Consider the following 17,727-nt stretch of genomic DNA (forward strand, 5'->3'; position numbering starts at 1 on the left):
GGACGTGTGTGAGGCCCCGGTTAGGTGCTTTGCACCTTCCGGGGCGACAAGGGGAGATGTCACTCCAGCGTCTCGATAAAGGCGTTGGCCTCGGCAATGGCTTCATTCATCGCCCGAATCAGTGCTTCGGTGTCACTTTCAATGCTGTCGAGTTCATTTCTCAATGCAGAGATGGCACGGGCGTTGAGGTTGTGCTTGAGAAACAACACCTGGTCCTGGAAGGACTGCAGTACCGGGTCCATGCTGGCCTCGGCGCGTTCCATGGCCGCGATCATGCGCTCGTAGCGGCCCTGAGTTTCTCGCAGCAGATCACGTGAGCGGCGGCGCAGGTCGGCGCTCTCGTATTCATCCAGTTCATCCGACCACTCGTCGAATAGATCTCCGGCCACGTCGCGGACCGCATCAATCCGTTCCCGGACCTGTTCGGCATCTTCCAGGCTGCGCTCGTAGGAACGATTCAGATTGTCGTAGAGGTCCTCCAGCTCTCCGCCGTCAAAGGCGACCGTGGCGCGGAACTGTTCCAGGGCGGAAGAAAATTGTTCCTTCGCCTCGTCCTGAGCGTCGCGGGCCGATTCCACGCGCGAGGACAGGATGTCGCGCTTCTCCACGCCGAAGGCTTCGAGGGTGCGGTATTTGGCGGCCTGGCAGCCGGCCAGGATCGTCACGACGAGAAGCATGAGGGCGGTCTTCAACCAGGGAATGCGGACTGAGTGCATGAGATGTGCCTCCGGGTGATTCCACAGCTCATGATAGCCGACCGAAGCGCGCGAGGCCCCGGAAAGGCGCTAAGCGCCTTACGGGGCGACAAGCTTCCGGTTTCAACTTTCCTGCGAGGCCACCATGCCGGTCCGTTCGCGGCCGGTGATGCGCTGAACGAAATGGACGAAGTCATCGCCGATCAGGTAGAGGATCGGGATCAGGCCCAGCGTGATGACCGTGGCGAAAACGATGCCGAAGGCCAGGGATGCAGCCATCGGAACGACGATCTGCGCCTGCAGGCTCTTTTCGAAGAACACGATCGGCGCCAGGCCCAGGAAAGTGGTCGCAGAGGTCAGGATGATCGGCCGGAAGCGGGCTCGGGCGGCCTTGACGGCAGCATCGATGCGCGATTCGCCGGCCCGCCGGCTGCGATTGACGAAATCGACCAGGATCAGGCTGTCGTTGACGACCACGCCGGCCAGGGCAATGATGCCGAACAGGCTCAACATGCTGATCGGGATGCCCAGCAACCAATGGCCGACCACGGCGCCGACCATGCCGAAGGGAATGACCGACATGATCAGAAGCGGCTGCAGGTACGATCGCAGGGGCACCGCGATCAGCGCATAAATGAGGAACAAGGCGAAGGCCGTGCCAAGCAAAAGGTCGCGCGCAACTTCCTGCTGGCTTCGCGTGGCCCCCGACACCCGGTAACTGACGCTGGGGTAGCTGGCGAGAATCTCCGGCAGGTGGGTCTCACGCAGTTCGGTGGTGATGCGGCCCGGTTCGGCCACGTCCTTGTCGACCCGGGCGGTGACGCTGATGGAGCGCTGGCGATCGAATCGGCGGATCACCGAAGGGCTGTTGCCGACTTCCACGTCGGCGACCGCGCCAAAGGGCACTTCCGAACCATCAGGCGTACGAATGCGCATATCTTCCAGGTACCCTTCGGAGGTGCGTTGCTCGCGCGGGTAGCGCACCATAACGCGCACATCGTCCTGGCCTCGCTGGATGCGCTGTACTTCCTCGCCGAAGAAAGCCTGGCGTACCTGGCGGGCCAGATTCTGCTGGCTCAGGCCGAGCACTTCGGCCCCGGGTTTGATCTCGAGCTGCAATTCCTTGAGACCACCTTCGAAGGAGTTTCGCACGTCGTAGGCACCGTCGTAGCCGGTGACCCGGCTCTCGAGTTCAGCAGCGGCTGCTTCGAGCTGATCGAGGTCGCTGCCGACAAGCTGGAAAGACAGGTCGGGACCGCCGCCGCCCGGGCCGCCGCCGGCGTTACCAATTTGCAGGCCACGAGCGCCGGGAATCTGGCCGACGGCTTCGCGCCATTCGCGCTGCAGTTCGTTGATGGTCACCGGGCTGTCTTCCTTGAGCGCCATCTCTACCAGCATGCCGCCGCTGGTGTCGGATCCCGACCAGGCGAATACGGTCCGCACGAGGGGCTCGTCCAGACCGTGCTCCTCCTGAAGCTTTTTGTCGGTGGCTTCCAACTGCTCGGCCAGGTAGTCCATGTTGGCATGCGTGACGTAGGCCGGCGTGCCCTCGTTCATTTCCAGGTTGACCTGCATGAAGTCGCCGGCAAAGTCCGGGAAGAACACCACGCGCATGGCTCCGCTGACAATCAGGCCCAGCGACAGGATGAGCACCGAAACGAAGCCGGCCAGAGACAGGTAGCGGTTGCGCAACAGGACGCCCAGCGATGGCAGGTAGTAGCGGTCGACGAAGGTGAACAGGCCGTCGGAAAAGCGGCGCTGGAAGCGGATGAATCGATTGGTGGTGTCCGGCTCGAACTTCTTGACGCGCATATGCGCCAGGTGGGCCGGAAGAATGAGCTTGGATTCGATCAGCGACATGAACAGGCACAGCACCACCACCCAGCCAATGGCCGCGAAAAACTGCCCCGAGATGCCGGAGATCATCAGGATCGGCAGGAAGGCGGCAATCGTGGTCAGCACGCCGAAGGTGGCGGGAATGGCGACCTTGTAGACGCCGTCGACCACGTGGTCGATCGAGTGCCCCCGTTCACGAATCTCCGTGTAGGCGGACTCGCCCATGACGATGGCGTCGTCGACGACGATGCCAAGCACCACAAGGAAGCCGAACAGGCTGATCAGGTTGATGGTCACCCCCACGGCCGGCAGCATCCACAGCGCACCGAGGAACGCGATCAGCAGTCCGACCATGACCCAGAAAGCCAGTTTCAGGCGCAGGAACAGGGCGAGGATCAGAAAGACCAGGATGGCGCCGGCGACGAGGTTCTTGCCCATCATCTCCATGCGGCCTTTCAGGTAGTAGGAGATGTCGGCCCACCAGTCGACGCTGATCCCGGCCGGCAGTTCATCCTGCTTTTGGGCGACATAGTCGCGCACGGCCTCGGAAACGGCCAGCGCGTTCTGCTCGCCTACGCTGAGGATACGGATGGCGGTGGCCGATTGGCCGTTGTGGCGGGCATAGCGCTCGCGCTCGACAAAACCGTCGCGGATAGTGGCGATGTCGCGTACCAGCACACGCGAGCCGTCGGGATCGGTGCGCACGACGATGTCCTCGAAGTCGCGGCCCACGTAGGCCTGGCCGATGGTGCGCACCAGCACATCGCCGCCGGCGGTCTCGATGCGCCCGCCCGGCAGGTCGAGCGAGGACTCGCGAATCGCCTGGGCCACTTCGCCGAGCGTGAGGTCATAGGACCGTAGCGTCTCCTCGCGGACCTCGATGCCGATTTCGTAGGCACGGGTGCCGACCAGTTCGGCACGGGTGACGTCGGGCAGGGCGATGATCTCGTCTCGAATGTTCCGCGCGGCTTCCTTGAGCGTGCGCTCGTCGACATCGCCGAAAACCGACACCCAGATGACCTCCTGCGTCCAGGTGTTGCGTTGGTAGACCGGGCGCTCGGTTTCGGCCGGAAATGTCGAGATGGAGTCAACGCGCGTTTTGATCTCATCGAGGACTTCGAGCACGTCGTAGTCGGGGTGGACCTCGATCTGAACGCTGCCCGAGCCTTCACGACCGGTCGATACCATCTCGCGGATGCCTTCGAGGTCCTGGATGGTCTCCTCGATCTTGATCAGCACGCCCTGCTCGACGTCGCGTGGCGTGCCACCGCGATAGGGCACGGTCACCGTGACGTAGTTGGTCTCGATCCTCGGCTGGATTTCCTTGGTAATGGTGAAAGCCGTGACCAGGCCGCCAAACAGCAGACACAGCATCAGTAGATTGGCAGCCACCGAATTGTGGGCAAACCAGGCAATGATGTTGCCGTACCAGTTGCGCTCGGATTGCATCAGGGCTGCTCCGCTTCCGTGGTGGCAGCGATGTCGGATTCGTCCGCCGGCAGGATACGCAACTCCGGCTCAACCGATGGCGATTCGCGCACATTCAGTCGGGTGCCCGGAATCGGAGCGGCGATGGCTGTGGTAATGACGCGCTCCCCCGGCTCGACGGAATCGGCCAGGTAAACCCTCTCGGCCGTTGAACGAACGACATCCACATGACGAACGTCCAGTCGATTGTCTGCGTCGGCAATGAACAGCCGGTCGCCTTCGCGCAGGGTCTCGCGCGGCAGCTCGATCAGGCCGGCCGCTGAGCGGCCCTGGATGTCGGCTCGCACATAGGTGCCCATGGGCAATGCCACCTGGCGTTCCTCGCCCAGCAGGCCGTACGGATCCTGGATTCGGGCCACGGCATAGGTCAGGCGCGTGGATTCCTCGATCACGCCCTCGGTGCGCACGATCTCCCCGGTCCAGCTGCCGCGTTGGCCGCTGACGTCACCGAAGAAGCGGACCGTCGGTCGCGGACCCGCTTCGCGACCTGGTTGTGGCAGGTCGAGGAAGGCCAGGTCGCGGTCAGGCAGCGACAGGCGAACCTCGGCTTCGTCGACCGCGAAGGCGACGCCCAGAGTCGTTCCGACCCCGACGTACTGGCCGATATCGACCGAACGGGAACGGACCATGCCGTCGTAGGGCAGCGAGATGCGCGTGCGCTCGAGGTCCCGCCGGGCGCCGTCCAGGGCGGCTTCGGCTGCCAGAACCGATGCCTTGGCCTGCTCGAGCTGCGGAATGCGCAGTACCAGTTCTGATGGTTCGCGGTCATCGCCGTGCAGGCGCTGCCAGTCGCGGCGAGCCTGGTCCGAGCGGGACTGTTCGTCGGCAAGTCGTGCGCGTGCAGCGGCGAGGTCAGCCTGGGCCTGCTTGACGGCTGTCTGGTAGTCGCTGGGATCGATCTCGACCAGTACCTCGCCGGCGCGGAAAAAACCGCCGGCGACGAAATTCTCAGCGATGCGGTTGACCTTGCCGCTGACTTCGGGCACCAAAGTGGTCTGGGTGCGCGGCTGGACCGTACCCTGCGCCTCGACCGTGAAATGCTCACCGGCCGTTTCGGCGGCGATGGTGTCGACCATCATGGCCGTTTCCACCGGGTCGCGCTCGGGTGGATCGGGGCGGTTGCTGGCCAGAAAGACGACGACGATGATCGAGGCGGCGACCAGCGCCGGCGGCAGAACGTATCGAAGCTTCTTTTTCATGGGGTTCGCGTGTCCCGGGTCGCGGGTTTCGAGTTCAAAATTGCAGTGGTCCCCATGCTGTCATCTCCGGGGTTCGGATACACGTGCCAGAAGGCATGGGCCGAAAGTCATATCGGCTGGAAAAGCCGTGTCCGTGGCGCCATATTGAGGGCTTTCGGGTAGACTGGCGCCAAGTCGAACAATTATCTCCCATGAATCACCAAATTCACATCAAGACAGCCGAGGAAATCGAGGCCATGCGGGTGGCCGGTCAGCAGGCCGCCAGCGTTCTGGCCCTGCTACGCGAGCATGTGCGCCCCGGCGTGACCACCGGCGAGCTGGATCGCATTGCCCACGAGTACATCGTCGACGAGCTCGATGCCGTGCCGGCGCCGCTCGACTACAAGGGATTTCCGAAGTCGATCTGCACCTCGGTCAACCACGTCGTGTGCCACGGTATTCCCGGCGACAAGAAGCTCAAGGGTGGCGATATTGTCAATATCGACGTCACCGTCATCAAGGATGGCTGGCACGGCGATACTTCGAAGATGTTCTACGTTGGTGAGCCTTCGGTGAAGGCCCATCGGATCTGTGAAGTGGCCCACCAGGCCATGCTGCGAGGGATCGAAACCGTCAAGCCCGGCGCCACCCTGGGTGACATCGGCCACGCCATTCAGCAATACGCGGAGGGCGAGCGCTGTTCGGTGGTGCGCGAATACTGCGGACACGGCATCGGCCGCGGATTCCACGAGGCGCCGCAAGTGTTGCACTACGGCCGCCCGGGAGAGGGTCTGAAGCTGGAAAAGGGCATGACGTTTACGATCGAGCCGATGATCAACCTGGGAAAACCCCACACCAAGCTCTTGCCCGATGGCTGGACGGTAATCACCCGTGATCGCAGCCTGACGGCGCAGTGGGAGCACACACTGGCGGTTACCGAAGATGGTTTCGATGTCCTGACGCGGTTGCCCGACGACTCGCTGTGATTGAAAGACTCGGCGCCGTTCCGGCTACCCGGGATTGCCTCGATCTGGCGGCCCTGGCTGCACTGGAATCCGATCCTGAACTCCTGACCCGCGCCCTGGGCGAGGCGCGCAGCTCCGCCGACGCCGAACTGGGCCGCCTGTTTTCCAAAGATACCGACATTCGCGAGCTGGTCCATGCTCGCGCCTGGGTGGTCGAGCAGCTGGTGCTGACTGCCTGGGCCCGGCTGGTTCCGGATGACGAGGGCTTCGAACTCTGTGCCGTCGGAGGCTTTGGTCGCGGGGAGCTGCACCCGCATTCCGATGTCGATCTCTTGATTCTGTATCCGGAAGCGCAGGGATCTCATGATGCTGCGCTGGAGCGCTTCATCCAGGTGCTCTGGGATGTCGACCTGAATCCAGGCCACAGCGTACGCAGCGTCGATGAATGTGTCAGCGAGGCGAAAAAGGACGTCGCTGTGGCGACCAATCTGATGGAATCGCGGCTGATGGCCGGCAGCGGCCAGTCCTACAGGCAGATGCGCGAACGCACCGATCCGCCCGCCCTGTGGCCGGCCGATGCCTTCTTCTCCGCCAAGGTCGAGGAGCAGGACGCCCGGCACGAGCAGTTCGAGGACACGGTCTACAACCTCGAGCCCAATCTCAAGGAAGGGCCGGGTGGTCTGCGGGACATGCAGATGATCGCCTGGGTCACGCGCCGGCATTTCGGCACCTCGACGTTGCACGGCCTGGTCGAACACGGTTTCCTGAGCGAGCGCGAACACGAGGACCTGGTTGCCGGTCGTGATCATTTGTGGCGCCTGCGCTGGGCCCTGCACGACACTGCCGGGCGAGCCGAAGAGCGCCTGCTGTTCGAGTATCAGCGTCGGCTGGCCGAGCGTTTCGGATACGGCGCCTGCAGCGAGAGCAACGAACCGGTCGAGCGTTTCATGCAGACCTATTACCGCAATGTCATGCAGCTCGAGCGGCTCAATGAACGCCTGCTGCAGACGTTCGACGAGGAGCTATTGGCCGGCCGCCGACACCTGCCCTCGGCCGACATCGACGAGCATTTCCGGATCCGGCACGGCTACCTCGAGCTCAAGGATCCGCACGCCCTGGTCAAGGACCCGTCGCTGATCATGCGTATGTTCCTGGTGCTGGCCGATCATCCCGACGCCCGCGGCGTACGCGCGACCACCATCCGGCTGGTGCGCGAGCATCTCTACCTGATCGACGAGGAATTTCGCCGCGACCCCGAGATCCTTGACCAGTTCCTGTCCTTGCTCAGGCGCAGTCGCCTGGTCTACAGCCAGCTCGCCCGCATGAACCGCTATGGCGTACTCGCCGCGCTGCTGCCGGAGTTCGCACAAATAACCGGGCGGATGCAGTTCGACCTCTTCCATGTCTATACGGTCGATCAGCACACCCTGTTCGTGATCCGTAATTTGCGGCGGTTTGCCTACGCCAAGCACCCGGATCGCTTCAACCACGCCATCGAGATCTTCAAGCGCATCGAGCGGCCCGAAGTGCTCTACCTGGCCGCGCTCTTCCACGATATCGCCAAGGGCAGGGGGGGCGATCATTCCGAGCTGGGGGCCGACGACGCCCGGAGATTCGTCGATCGGCTCGACCTCTCCGATGCTGATCGTGAACTGGTTGTGTGGTTGGTGCGGGAGCATTTGCTGATGTCGCGAACCAGCCAGCGCGAGGATATCTCGGACCCGGAAGTGGTCAATCGTTTTGCCGAGAAGGTCGGCAACCAGCGCTATCTCGACCACCTGTTCGTGCTGACCGTGGCCGATATCGCGGCGACCAGTCCCCGGCTGTGGAATTCCTGGAAGGACAGCCTGTTGTGGGAGCTCTATCTGGCAGCGACCGAGACCCTCGGTCGCGGCCCGGATCAGACCATGGATCGTCAGGCCAGCCTGGAAGAAACGCGCGGCGAGGCAGAAGAGGTGCTGCGGGAACAGGGTATTGACGCTGCCCGTATAGCCGAGTGCTGGCAGTACCTGCCCGAGCGGGCCTTCCTGCGCCTGGACGCCGAGCAGCTGGCGTGGACAACGGCCCTGGTGCTTGACGAGCCCGAGCGGCCGTTGGTGGCCTGCCGCGCCCTGGAAGACAAGGGCATCAGCGAGATTTTTGTGCACGCGGCGGACTTTGCGGGACTGTTCGCCGTCGTTGCGCGCGAGCTCGATCGCATGCAGCTCAATGTTCTGGCCGCGCGCGTCGTCACCACCGCGGACGGTCTGAGCTGGGACCTGTTCCAGGTGATGGACGCTCACAGCCAGCCGCTGTATGAATCCGATGCCGAGCGCCTGAAAAGGGCGCTGGTCGAGCAACTCCGGGCGCGCGAGGTTCGACCGCTACCGCCACGGCCGGTGCCGCGCCGTCTGCAGCCCTTTATGGGTCGTGCCGAGATCATGCTGTCGGCCGGCCAGGGCGTGACCGAACTCGAGATCGCCGCCACCGATCGGCCGGGCCTGCTCTCGGCCATCGCCGAGGCCCTGGTCGCCCGCGGCCTGCGCCTGCACGACGCCCGCGTGGCCACTTTCGGCCAGCGCGTCGAAGACTTCTTCACCGTCACCGGGACAGACGGCCGCCCGCTCGATCGGGACGCCTGCGATTTACTGGAGGAGGAGCTTCGCAAGCGGCTGGATGTCGCGGCACGGGACTCGGGCGCTAAACTAAAGCCCTAACACCCAAAATCTGACCCTGGGACCCATGATTAACAACCTCGACAAACTGCAACTCGCTATCGAAGCCGCCTGGGACCGCCGCGGTGAACTGTCACCTGACACGGTCGACGATGAGCTGCGCGGGCAGATCGATACCTGCCTGCAGGGCCTCGAATCTGGGGAGCTGCGTGTTTCGGAGCCGTGCGAAGACGGCCAGTGGCAGGTCAACGGCTGGCTCAAGCAGGCCATCCTGCTGCATTTCCGCATGACGCCCAATCGTGTGATGAAAGGTGGTGTGAGCAGCTATTTCGACAAGGTCGACCTGCGCTTTTCCGATGAAGTCGATACACCGGATCGCTGCGGGGCACGAGTGGTGCCGACGGCGACCGTTCGGCGCGGCGCGCATATTGGCGACGATGTCGTGCTCATGCCCAGCTACGTCAATATCGGGGCTTATGTCGGCGCGGGCAGCATGATCGACACCTGGGCGACAGTCGGCTCCTGCGCCCAGATCGGCTCGGGCGTGCATGTTTCGGGCGGCGCCGGCATCGGCGGCGTACTCGAGCCCCTGCAGGCCAACCCGACCATCATCGAGGATGGCTGCTTTATCGGCGCGCGCTCGGAAGTGGTCGAGGGCGTGATCGTCGAGAAGGGCGCAGTCATCGGCATGGGGGTCTTCCTGGGCCAGTCGACACGCATCTACAACCGCGAGACCGGCGAAATCACCACCGGTCGCGTACCGGCCGGCTCGGTCGTGGTGGCAGGCAGCCTGCCGGCCAAGGACGGCAGCCACAGCCTTTATGCCGCCGTCATCGTCAAGCAGGTCGACGAAAAGACCCGATCACGCACCTCGGTCAACGAGCTGCTACGTGCTGCGCGCTGAAGCCGATCGTTCAGACCCTCTCTTCGCGATCACCGATGAAGACGTAGTAAAGCAGGGGAACTAACAGCACGGTCATCAGCGTCGAAACCGCCAGGCCGAAGATCAGCGAGATCGACAAGCCGTTGAAGATCGGGTCGGGCAGGATGAAGGCTGCGCCCAGCATGGCCGAAATCGCGGTGAGCGCGATCGGCTTGAGCCTTACCACCCCGGCCAGCACGACCGCATCCTCCAGCGGTTCGCCCTCGTCGAGCAGCTGCCGGATGAACACCACCAGCAGGATGGAATTGCGCACGATAATGCCGGCGAGCGCAATCATGCCGATCATGCTGGTGGCCGTGAACTCACGGCCAAGCAGGGCGTGGCCGGGCAGGATGCCGATCAGGGTGAGCGGAATCGGTGCCATGACGATCAGCGGAATCAGGTAGGCACGGAACTGTGCGACCAGCAACAGGAAGATCACGAATACGCCCACGGCATAGGCGAGGCCCATGTCGCGAAAGGTCTCGTAGGTGATCTGCCATTCGCCGTCCCATTTCAGCGTCGGCGTGCCAGGCCAGTCGGGCTGGTTGATCCAGTGTTGTGTCGGTGCGCCCGACTGGTCGTAGAGTTCGGACGCCATGGCGAACATGCCATACAGCGGCGAATCGATATCGCCCGCCATGTCGGCAGTGACGTAGGTCACCGGCAGCAGGTCCTTGTGCTGGATGATGCCCGGCCACTGCGAGGCCTCGATTCGGGCGACGTCGGCCAGGCGGATGATTGCGCCCTCACGATTTGTCACTGGCAGCGACATCAGGGCCGATGGCTGTGCCTGGTCACCTTCCTGGAGCATCACGCGAATGGGCACGGCGTGCTTGGCGCCGGGGTCGCGCAGATAGCTGATGTTGCGATCGCCCAGTGCCACGGCCAGGGCGTCGACCACCTGGGCCTGGGAAACGCCCAGGGTCGCCGCACGGTGCCGATCGACAATGACCTGCCAGCGCTCTGTTGCTGCGGTGACGGTGGTGTCGATATCGACCAGGCCGTCGATGTGTGCCATCTGTTCGGCCAGGGAACCTGCCAGCTCGGCGCGCGCCTCGGGCGTGGGGCCGTAGACTTCGGCGACCACCGGCGAGAGCACCGGTGGACCGGGCGGGACCTCGACGATTTTTACCGCGGCTCCGTAGCGCTCGCCGATCGTCGTGAGAGGGGCACGCAGGTCGAGGGCCAGTTCGTGCGACTGCAGATCGCGATCCTCGACCAGGTTGATCTGCAGGTCGCCGTGATAGGGCTCGCCCCTGAGGTAGTACTGTCGCACCAGGCCGTTGAAGTTGATCGGAGAGGCGGTGCCGGCGTAGGCCTGCCAGTCGGCCACCGAGTCAACCGTGGAGAGGTACTTGCCCATGTCCAACAATACGCGCATGGTTTCCTCCATGGGCGTGTGCTCGGGCAGGTCGACCACCACTTGCAGTTCGGATTTGTTGTCGAACGGCAGCATCTTGAGGATCACGGCCTGGAAGACCGGCAGCAGTGCCACCAGCAGGGTCAGTCCCACGACGCCGCCGGCCAGCAGCCAGCGTCGCCGGCGGTTGTCGCCCAGGAACGGTGTGAATACGGTCAAGAAGAAGCGATGCAGGCGCGGATTGATGCCTTCGGCCGAGTTTTCCTGGTGTGAGCTGTCCGCTGTTTCATCCGGGTTGCCCTCCCGCCGAAGCAGACGCACCGCCAGCCAGGGCGCGAGCACGAACGCGACTACTTGCGAGAGCACCATGCCAGCCGAAGCGTTGATCGGAATCGGGCCCATGTAGGGGCCCATCAGCCCGGTCACGAAAGCCATGGGGATGAGGGCGGCCATGACCGTCAGCGTCGCCATGATGGTGGGTGTGCCGACCTCGTCGACTGCAATGGGCACGATTTCTCGGAGAGGCCGTTTCGAGATGTTGATGCGGCGATGGACATTCTCGACGATGACGATGGCGTCATCGACCAGGATGCCGATCGAGAAGATCAGGGCAAAAAGCGAAACACGATTCAGAGTGAAGCCCCAGGCCCAGGAAAACACCAGGGTCAGTAGCAGGGTGACCAGTACCGAAAGGCCCACGATCACCGCCTGGCGCCAGCCCATGGTGGCCAGCACCAGCAGGATCACGGCGACGGTGGCCGAAATCAGGTCCCGGATCAGTGACCGGGCCTTGTCCGAGGCGGTCTCGCCGTAGTTGCGGGTGACCAGCACTTCGGTGTTGTCGGGAATGACCCGTCCTTTCAGCGTGTCCAATCGATCCCGCACGGCATTGGCGATATCGATGGCGTTCTCGCCCGGCTTCTTGGCCACGGCCAGTGTGACGGCCGGGTAGACCTGTCCTTTGCCGCTTTCACTGCTCGGGCCGAAGCCCAGCATCACGCTCTGATCCGGCACCGTCTGGCCGCGTCGGACGCTGGCGATATCGCCCAGCCGCAGGGCGCTGTCGCCATGCATCCCGACGACCAGGCGCCGAACCTGTTCGGCGGTTTCCAGCAGGCTGCCGGACTGCAATGGAATCGATACCCCGTCGCGCACGATGCGTGACTCGCCGGCGCTGCTGTTGGCCGCCTGGATCGCGTCGCGAATATCGGCCAGCGTCAGACCGTAACCGGCCAGTTGGGCCGGATCGAAGATCACATCCACGCGGTCGGGCACGCCGCCGACGGTGTAGACATCGCGTGTGCCCGGAACCCGCTTGAGGGCAACTTCAAGTGTGTGGGCCAGGCGAGTCAGCTCTTCGCCCGTCTGGCGGCCATCGGGATCGTAGAGGGTGAGGGTGACGATCGGGACGTCATCGATGCCCTTGGGCTTGACCACCGGCTGCCCGGCGCCCAGATCGGCCGGAAACCAGTCACTGTTCGAATAGACCTTGTTATAGAGGCGGACCAGGGCGTCCTGGCGGGGAATGCCGACCTCGAATTCGACGGTGATCACCGCCTGGCCCTGGTGCGAAGTCGAATAGACGTGCTTGACACCGGAAATCTCGTCGAAAATCTGTTCGCCGGGATTGGTGATCAGAAACTCGACTTCCCTGGCGCTGGCGCCGGGGAAGGGCACGAACACGTCGGCCATCGTGACGTCGATCTGTGGCTCTTCCTCCTTGGGTGTGATCATCACGGCCAGGAGGCCGGCAATGATACCCACGGCGGCCAGCAACGGCGTCAGCCGCGAGTCCTGGAAAGCGCGTGCGATGTGTCCCGACGGGCCCAGCTGAGAGCGGGTCAGATTCATTGCGGTGACGGCCGGGCGAAGTGGGTTTCGGGATCGAGCGCGACTTCCTCGCCTTCGCTCAGGCCCGAGAGGACTTCCAGTCGATCACCGTCGCGCACGCCAATACGAACCTGGCGCAGTCTGGGCGCTCCGGCACCATCGCGAACGAATACGGCGCGCAATTCACTGCGTCGGAGCAGGCTCTCGGCCGGAATCCACAGCGCCTCACGCCTTTCCACCGGGAGCAAGACACGCACGAGCTGCCCCGGATAGACGCTCAGGTCGCCGTTATCAACGGCGATGCGAAAGGTCACGCCGTGACCGGCGGCCTGGGCGAAGGGAAAGCGCGTGATCGCGCCGGTGGTCAGCTCGCGTCCGTCGTCGAGCATGACGCGCAGCCCACCGTGGCTGACTTCGTCGACGCGGTCGACGTAGCGTTGCGGCACTGAAGCAACAACGCGCAGGGGGTCGAGGGCAAAGCCGCTCAGCAATGCCTGGCCCGGCCGCACTGATTCTCCGATTTCGACGTGACGGGCCGTGATGACGCCCCCATAAGGCGCAGTGATGCGGGTGTAGTCGAGCTGTTCCCGGGCTTCCTCGATCGCGCTTCGCGATCGCGCCACACGCGCCCGGGCTGCGCTGAGTGCGTTGCGCGCCTGGTCGAGATCGGACTGAGATGCGACCCCGCGCTCGGCCAGAGGCTCAATGCGTTGGTAGCGCTGGCTGGCATCCTCGCGGCCGGATTCCGCTTCCTCCAGGTTGGCCTGGGCCTGCTCGAGCCGGGCACGCTGTTCGGTGTCGTCAAGTCGGGCAATCAGAGCCCCGGCCTCGACCACATCGTCGACATCGAAGGGTAATTCGACGATGGTGCCGGCCGTCTGCGCCGAAACGGTGCTTTCCTGGACGGCCTCAATCATGCCGTCCAGTCTCAGCGTTTCGATCAGCGGCCCGCGCTCGACGCTCGCCCAGCCGCTGGCCCCGGCGGACGGTGCCCCGACCAGCAGCAGCGCCAGGAACGCCGCAGTCTTGATGTGATTTGCAACACCCATGGCATCAACCCCGTTGGAATATACAATATATTAGCATAATCTTATATAAATACCAGCACCGTGACTTGTGCCGATGCCGTGCCTGCCCCATCTAATTTGCTGGCGGTCGGGCAATTCCAATTCACACAAGAGCAGAGGCAACATGCTGAAAGTCTACGGTATTCAGTCCTGTGATTCCTGCCGAAAGGCTCGGCGCTGGCTGCAAGATTCGGATCGTCCTCATGTCTGGCACGATTTGCGCGGGGATGGCCTGGAGGCCGCCGACGTGCAGCGCTGGCTGGACGCCGTTGGTCCGGAGCGGCTGATCAACCGGCGTTCGACGACCTGGCGCGGGCTCGACGAAGCGACGCGGGAAGCGGTCCTGGATCACGAGCAGGCTGCACAGATACTGAACAAGCATCCGACCCTGATCAAGCGACCGGTGTTCGAGCACAATGGTGCCGTTCACGTCGGTTTCACTGATTCCGTACGGTCGAAGCTGTAGAGTTGGACCATGGATAAGCCGGTCGGAGAGCCTGGACTCAGGGCGGTGACACGCCAGCAGCGGGAAGCGCGCGAGCGCGAGCTGTCGCCGCTGGCCACCCGTTCGGTGCATTCGCGCGGGCGTGAACATGAAGAAGCGCCCGATCGCTATCGCACGGCATTCGAAGTCGATCGGGACCGTGTGCTGCATTCAAAGGCCTTCCGGCGACTCAAGCATAAAACCCAGGTCTTCATCAATCCGGAAGGCGATCATTTCGTCACGCGGATGACGCACACCCTGCAGGTGACGCAGGTCGCCCGGGCGCTGGCTTCTGCACTCGGTCTCAACGAAACGCTGACCGAAGCCATTTGCCTGGCGCATGACTGCGGTCATACGCCGTTCGGTCACACCGGCGAGGCAGCCCTGTCGGATTATATGGACGACAGCGAGTGGCTCCACTCAGAGCAAGGTGTTCGTATCTTCCGAGTGCTCGAGCCGCGCAACCTCAGCTGGGAGGTGCTTGACGGCATCCGTGCGCACACCTGGCGCGTCAAGCCGCCCCCGAATACGCCGGAGGGCTGGATCTGCCGTTATGCCGATCGCATCGCCTATCTGAATCACGACCTGCAGGACGCCTTGCGGGCCGGCGTGATCGAGGCCAGTGACGTGCCTGCGGAGGTCATCGAAGTGCTGGGTCCGCTTGCGGGCAGGAGCTGGATCAACGAGATGATCGAGGCGGTCATCGACGAGTCGATTCGTCGCGGCAAGATCGTCATGCGGGCCGATGTGCTCCAGGCCATGAAGCGCTTTCGTGAATTCATGTTCGAACGCGTCTACCTGCGTCCTGAAGCGGCGGCACAGAACGAGCGTGCACGCGGCATCATCCACCACTTGGTGGATTACATGCTCGCCCATCCCGAGCAGATCCCGGAAACTTATTGCATTGCCGATGCCGATCGCCTCACGCAGGTGCTCGACTATGTTGCGGGCATGACCGACCGCTATGCCCTCAACCTGCACGACCAGCTGTTTCGACCCAGGGGGCTCGTCTAGTTGCGATGCCGTCCGGGCGGTCACGAATCTACCTGGCATACGGATCCAACCTGCATCCGTCACGACTCGAGGCTCGAATCGGGTCGGTGGAGTTGCTCGGTACCGTGGAGTTACCTGGCTGGTCGCTTCGGTTCGAGAAGCGGGGCGGCGACGGATCGGCCAAGGCCAATCTTCATGCCGTGCCGGGCAGTGAAGCAAGCGCTCTCGCGGCGGCCTATTCGCTCAGGCCTGATCAAGTAAGCCGGCTCGACGTCTTCGAAGGTTGCGGCCGTGGCTACGAAACATTTCCCGTCACTGTCAGCATGAACGATGAGAATGTTCATGCATTCACTTATCTGTCTCCCTCCCACTGGCTTTCAGGCTCGATATTGCCTTTCGACTGGTACGTTGAATTGATTGTTGCCGGTGCAAGGTTTCATCGCTTTGATGAATCGTATGTACAGTTAGTCGAAGATCAGCCCTCCGAGATGGATCCTGACCAAGAGCGTGCACGAAACATTCTTGAAGGGATGCGCTTGCCCGTGCCCTCCCATTACAGGAGATGAAGTGCGTCACGGACCTGTTTGCGTTCTGGCGAATCGGTCTGTTAAGGTGATATTAATCTAGAGCTTCTGTGGCGCGTTCAAGTCGGAACACGAATCGGGTTCCTTCGTTCTGGCGCGCTTGTTCAATACAAGCGCGCTCTGCGCAAGTCCTCCTGGTTCGTGCCGGCTCTGGTACGGCTGCAGAATGTGATTTGTCACCTGACTGCTGAGGGAGAAAGTCATGCGCAAACCATCCTGGTTGAAACTGTCTGCGTTCATGGTCATGGCCTGCATCATTTCCGTAGCGTCGGCGTCGGAAGGGCAGGACGAAACCGAGATGCTCCGGGAGCAGATCGATCGTATGCAGCAGCAGCTGCTTGAGATGCAGCAGCAACTCGATGAGTTGCGCGCAGAGCGTAACGAAGAAGAAAAAAAGCGTGAACAGATGGAGTCGCGCCTGGCCGAAGTCGAGGAAGGCGATACTGATGAAGAAAGGGTGAAGGAGGTCGCCGCCGAGACCTACGATGAGAAGAAAGGGACGGAAATCGATGTCGGCGGTGCTGTTCGATTTCAGTACGTCCTCGAGGACTACAATGATTCCTCGAAGGAGAACAACGGTATCTTCGAAATGGACACCGTTCGCCTGAACTTCGATGGGACCGTCGGTGACGTGATTCTGTCGGCCGAATGGCGCTGGTATCAATATATGAACGTCATTCATCATGCCTGGGTCGGCTATGATTTCTCCGATGCTCTGCAGGGTCAGGTTGGCGTCAACCAGGTGCCATTCGGCGTCACGCCGTACAACTCGCACAGCTTCTTTTTCAGCTCGAACTACTACCTCGGCCTGGAAGACGATTATGACTTCGGCACCAAGCTGATCTACGACGAAGGCCCGCTGAACATTCAGGGTGCGTTTTACTGGAACGACGAATTGGGCAGTGGTGACAGCTATCTCGGCTTCGATGGTGGTGATTTTCCCGATTTCCTCAATGATCGTTATTCCTATGACATCGTCGGTGTCAGGGACTCGAGCGAAGGAACGTTCGCCACGCCGTCGAGCTTTGCGTTTGATAGCAATGTCTTCAATGGACGTGTGGCCTATACCTTCGGGCACGGCGACGGCAACTCGACCGAAATCGGTCTCTCCGGCCAGTATGGTGATGTGACTGATGATGTCAGCAGCACCATTGGTGATCAGCATGCTGTCGCTGCCCATCTCGTGGGCAACTACGGCCCCTGGAACCTGCAGCTTCAGGCGACTGAGTACGAATATGACATGGACAACGGAATGGAGCGGATGGCGGTCGGTGCGTACGACTTCTTCGACACCATCGCATCCGAAGCGACTTCATATACCGCGAACGTCGCCTACAGCCTGCCGGTCAACTGGGGCCCGGTTTCCAACCTGACCTTCTACAACGACTATTCACTGGTGACCGATAAGTCCGCCTCTCTCGAGGATACTTGGATGAATGTCAGTGGCGTGGCCGTGACTTCCGGCGGCTTGTACACCTATATCGACTTCATCCTGGCTGAAAATCAACCGTTTATCGGCGGTTCGATGGACTCGGCGACTCAGTCCGGAACTAATGCGCGTTTCAATATCAACTTCGGCTATTACTTCTAGATCACGGTGAACCTGTCCGGCCCGATGTCCGCGAGCCGACCATCAGGACGGCGGCGGCATTGGGCCGCTCTTTTCGA

The 17,727-nt window shown here is 62.5% G+C and carries 12 protein-coding genes; 7 read left to right on the forward strand and 5 right to left on the reverse strand.

Features of this window, described 5'->3' with window-relative positions; genetic code table 11:
* Nucleotides 1-59: 59 nt before the first annotated feature.
* From G4Y73_RS03320 to G4Y73_RS03330, 3 genes are all read right to left on the reverse strand, one after another.
* A complete protein-coding gene (locus G4Y73_RS03320) occupies nt 60-716 on the reverse strand; it encodes a DUF2959 domain-containing protein (RefSeq protein ID WP_164229352.1) in 657 nt (218 codons plus the stop codon).
* 102 nt (nt 717-818) lie between these two features.
* A complete protein-coding gene (locus tag G4Y73_RS03325) occupies nt 819-3,980 on the reverse strand; it encodes an efflux RND transporter permease subunit (RefSeq protein ID WP_164229354.1) in 3,162 nt (1,053 codons plus the stop codon).
* Nucleotides 3,980-5,218, reverse strand: coding sequence for an efflux RND transporter periplasmic adaptor subunit (locus tag G4Y73_RS03330; protein WP_164229356.1), 1,239 nt, complete (start codon nt 5,216-5,218; stop codon nt 3,980-3,982). The genes G4Y73_RS03325 and G4Y73_RS03330 overlap by 1 nt, the downstream gene beginning before the upstream one ends.
* Nucleotides 5,219-5,409: 191 nt before the next feature.
* On the opposite strand from G4Y73_RS03330, the gene map reads away from it, so the two are divergent.
* Genes map through dapD form a run of 3 tightly spaced genes read left to right on the forward strand, consistent with a single transcriptional unit; the run spans nt 5,410 to nt 9,720 of the window.
* On the forward strand, nt 5,410-6,183 hold the full coding sequence (gene map, locus G4Y73_RS03335; protein ID WP_164229358.1) for a type I methionyl aminopeptidase: 774 nt from the start codon (nt 5,410-5,412) through the stop codon (nt 6,181-6,183).
* Nucleotides 6,180-8,858 carry a [protein-PII] uridylyltransferase gene (glnD, locus tag G4Y73_RS03340; RefSeq protein WP_164229360.1) on the forward strand — a complete coding sequence of 893 codons (2,679 nt, stop codon included), beginning with the start codon at nt 6,180-6,182 and terminating at the stop codon, nt 8,856-8,858. The genes map and glnD overlap by 4 nt, the downstream gene beginning before the upstream one ends.
* 25 nt (nt 8,859-8,883) lie before the next feature.
* Entirely contained in the window at nt 8,884-9,720 is an 837-nt protein-coding gene (gene dapD / locus G4Y73_RS03345; RefSeq protein ID WP_164229362.1) for a 2,3,4,5-tetrahydropyridine-2,6-dicarboxylate N-succinyltransferase, read from the forward strand.
* A gap of 10 nt (nt 9,721-9,730) precedes the next feature.
* Here dapD and G4Y73_RS03350 read toward each other — a convergent pair whose 3' ends face one another.
* Both G4Y73_RS03350 and G4Y73_RS03355 read right to left on the reverse strand, forming a co-directional pair.
* Nucleotides 9,731-12,952 carry an efflux RND transporter permease subunit gene (locus G4Y73_RS03350; RefSeq protein ID WP_164229364.1) on the reverse strand — a complete coding sequence of 1,074 codons (3,222 nt, stop codon included), beginning with the start codon at nt 12,950-12,952 and terminating at the stop codon, nt 9,731-9,733.
* On the reverse strand, nt 12,949-13,980 hold the full coding sequence (locus G4Y73_RS03355; protein ID WP_164229366.1) for an efflux RND transporter periplasmic adaptor subunit: 1,032 nt from the start codon (nt 13,978-13,980) through the stop codon (nt 12,949-12,951). Before G4Y73_RS03355 ends, G4Y73_RS03350 begins: the two co-directional genes overlap by 4 nt.
* A 142-nt stretch (nt 13,981-14,122) precedes the next feature.
* Here G4Y73_RS03355 and G4Y73_RS03360 point away from each other — a divergent pair, with 142 nt between their 5' ends.
* The 4 genes from G4Y73_RS03360 to G4Y73_RS03375 all read left to right on the forward strand — a co-directional run bounded on the left by G4Y73_RS03360 (nt 14,123) and on the right by G4Y73_RS03375 (nt 17,650).
* Nucleotides 14,123-14,464 carry a Spx/MgsR family RNA polymerase-binding regulatory protein gene (locus G4Y73_RS03360; RefSeq protein WP_164229368.1) on the forward strand — a complete coding sequence of 114 codons (342 nt, stop codon included), beginning with the start codon at nt 14,123-14,125 and terminating at the stop codon, nt 14,462-14,464.
* Between the two features lie 9 nt (nt 14,465-14,473).
* The gene (locus tag G4Y73_RS03365; protein ID WP_164229370.1) at nt 14,474-15,496 is read left to right on the forward strand and encodes an HD domain-containing protein; all 1,023 of its coding nucleotides are present in this window, start codon (nt 14,474-14,476) and stop codon (nt 15,494-15,496) included.
* Between the two features lie 5 nt (nt 15,497-15,501).
* Nucleotides 15,502-16,041, forward strand: coding sequence for a gamma-glutamylcyclotransferase family protein (locus G4Y73_RS03370; protein ID WP_346426822.1), 540 nt, complete (start codon nt 15,502-15,504; stop codon nt 16,039-16,041).
* A gap of 340 nt (nt 16,042-16,381) precedes the next feature.
* Complete coding sequence (locus G4Y73_RS03375) at nt 16,382-17,650, forward strand: carbohydrate porin (protein WP_205596463.1); 1,269 nt, start codon at nt 16,382-16,384, stop codon at nt 17,648-17,650.
* The last annotated feature ends 77 nt before the right edge of the window (nt 17,651-17,727 follow it).

This window comes from Wenzhouxiangella sp. XN201 (assembly GCF_011008905.1).
Taxonomy (GTDB): Bacteria; Pseudomonadota; Gammaproteobacteria; order Xanthomonadales; family Wenzhouxiangellaceae; genus Wenzhouxiangella.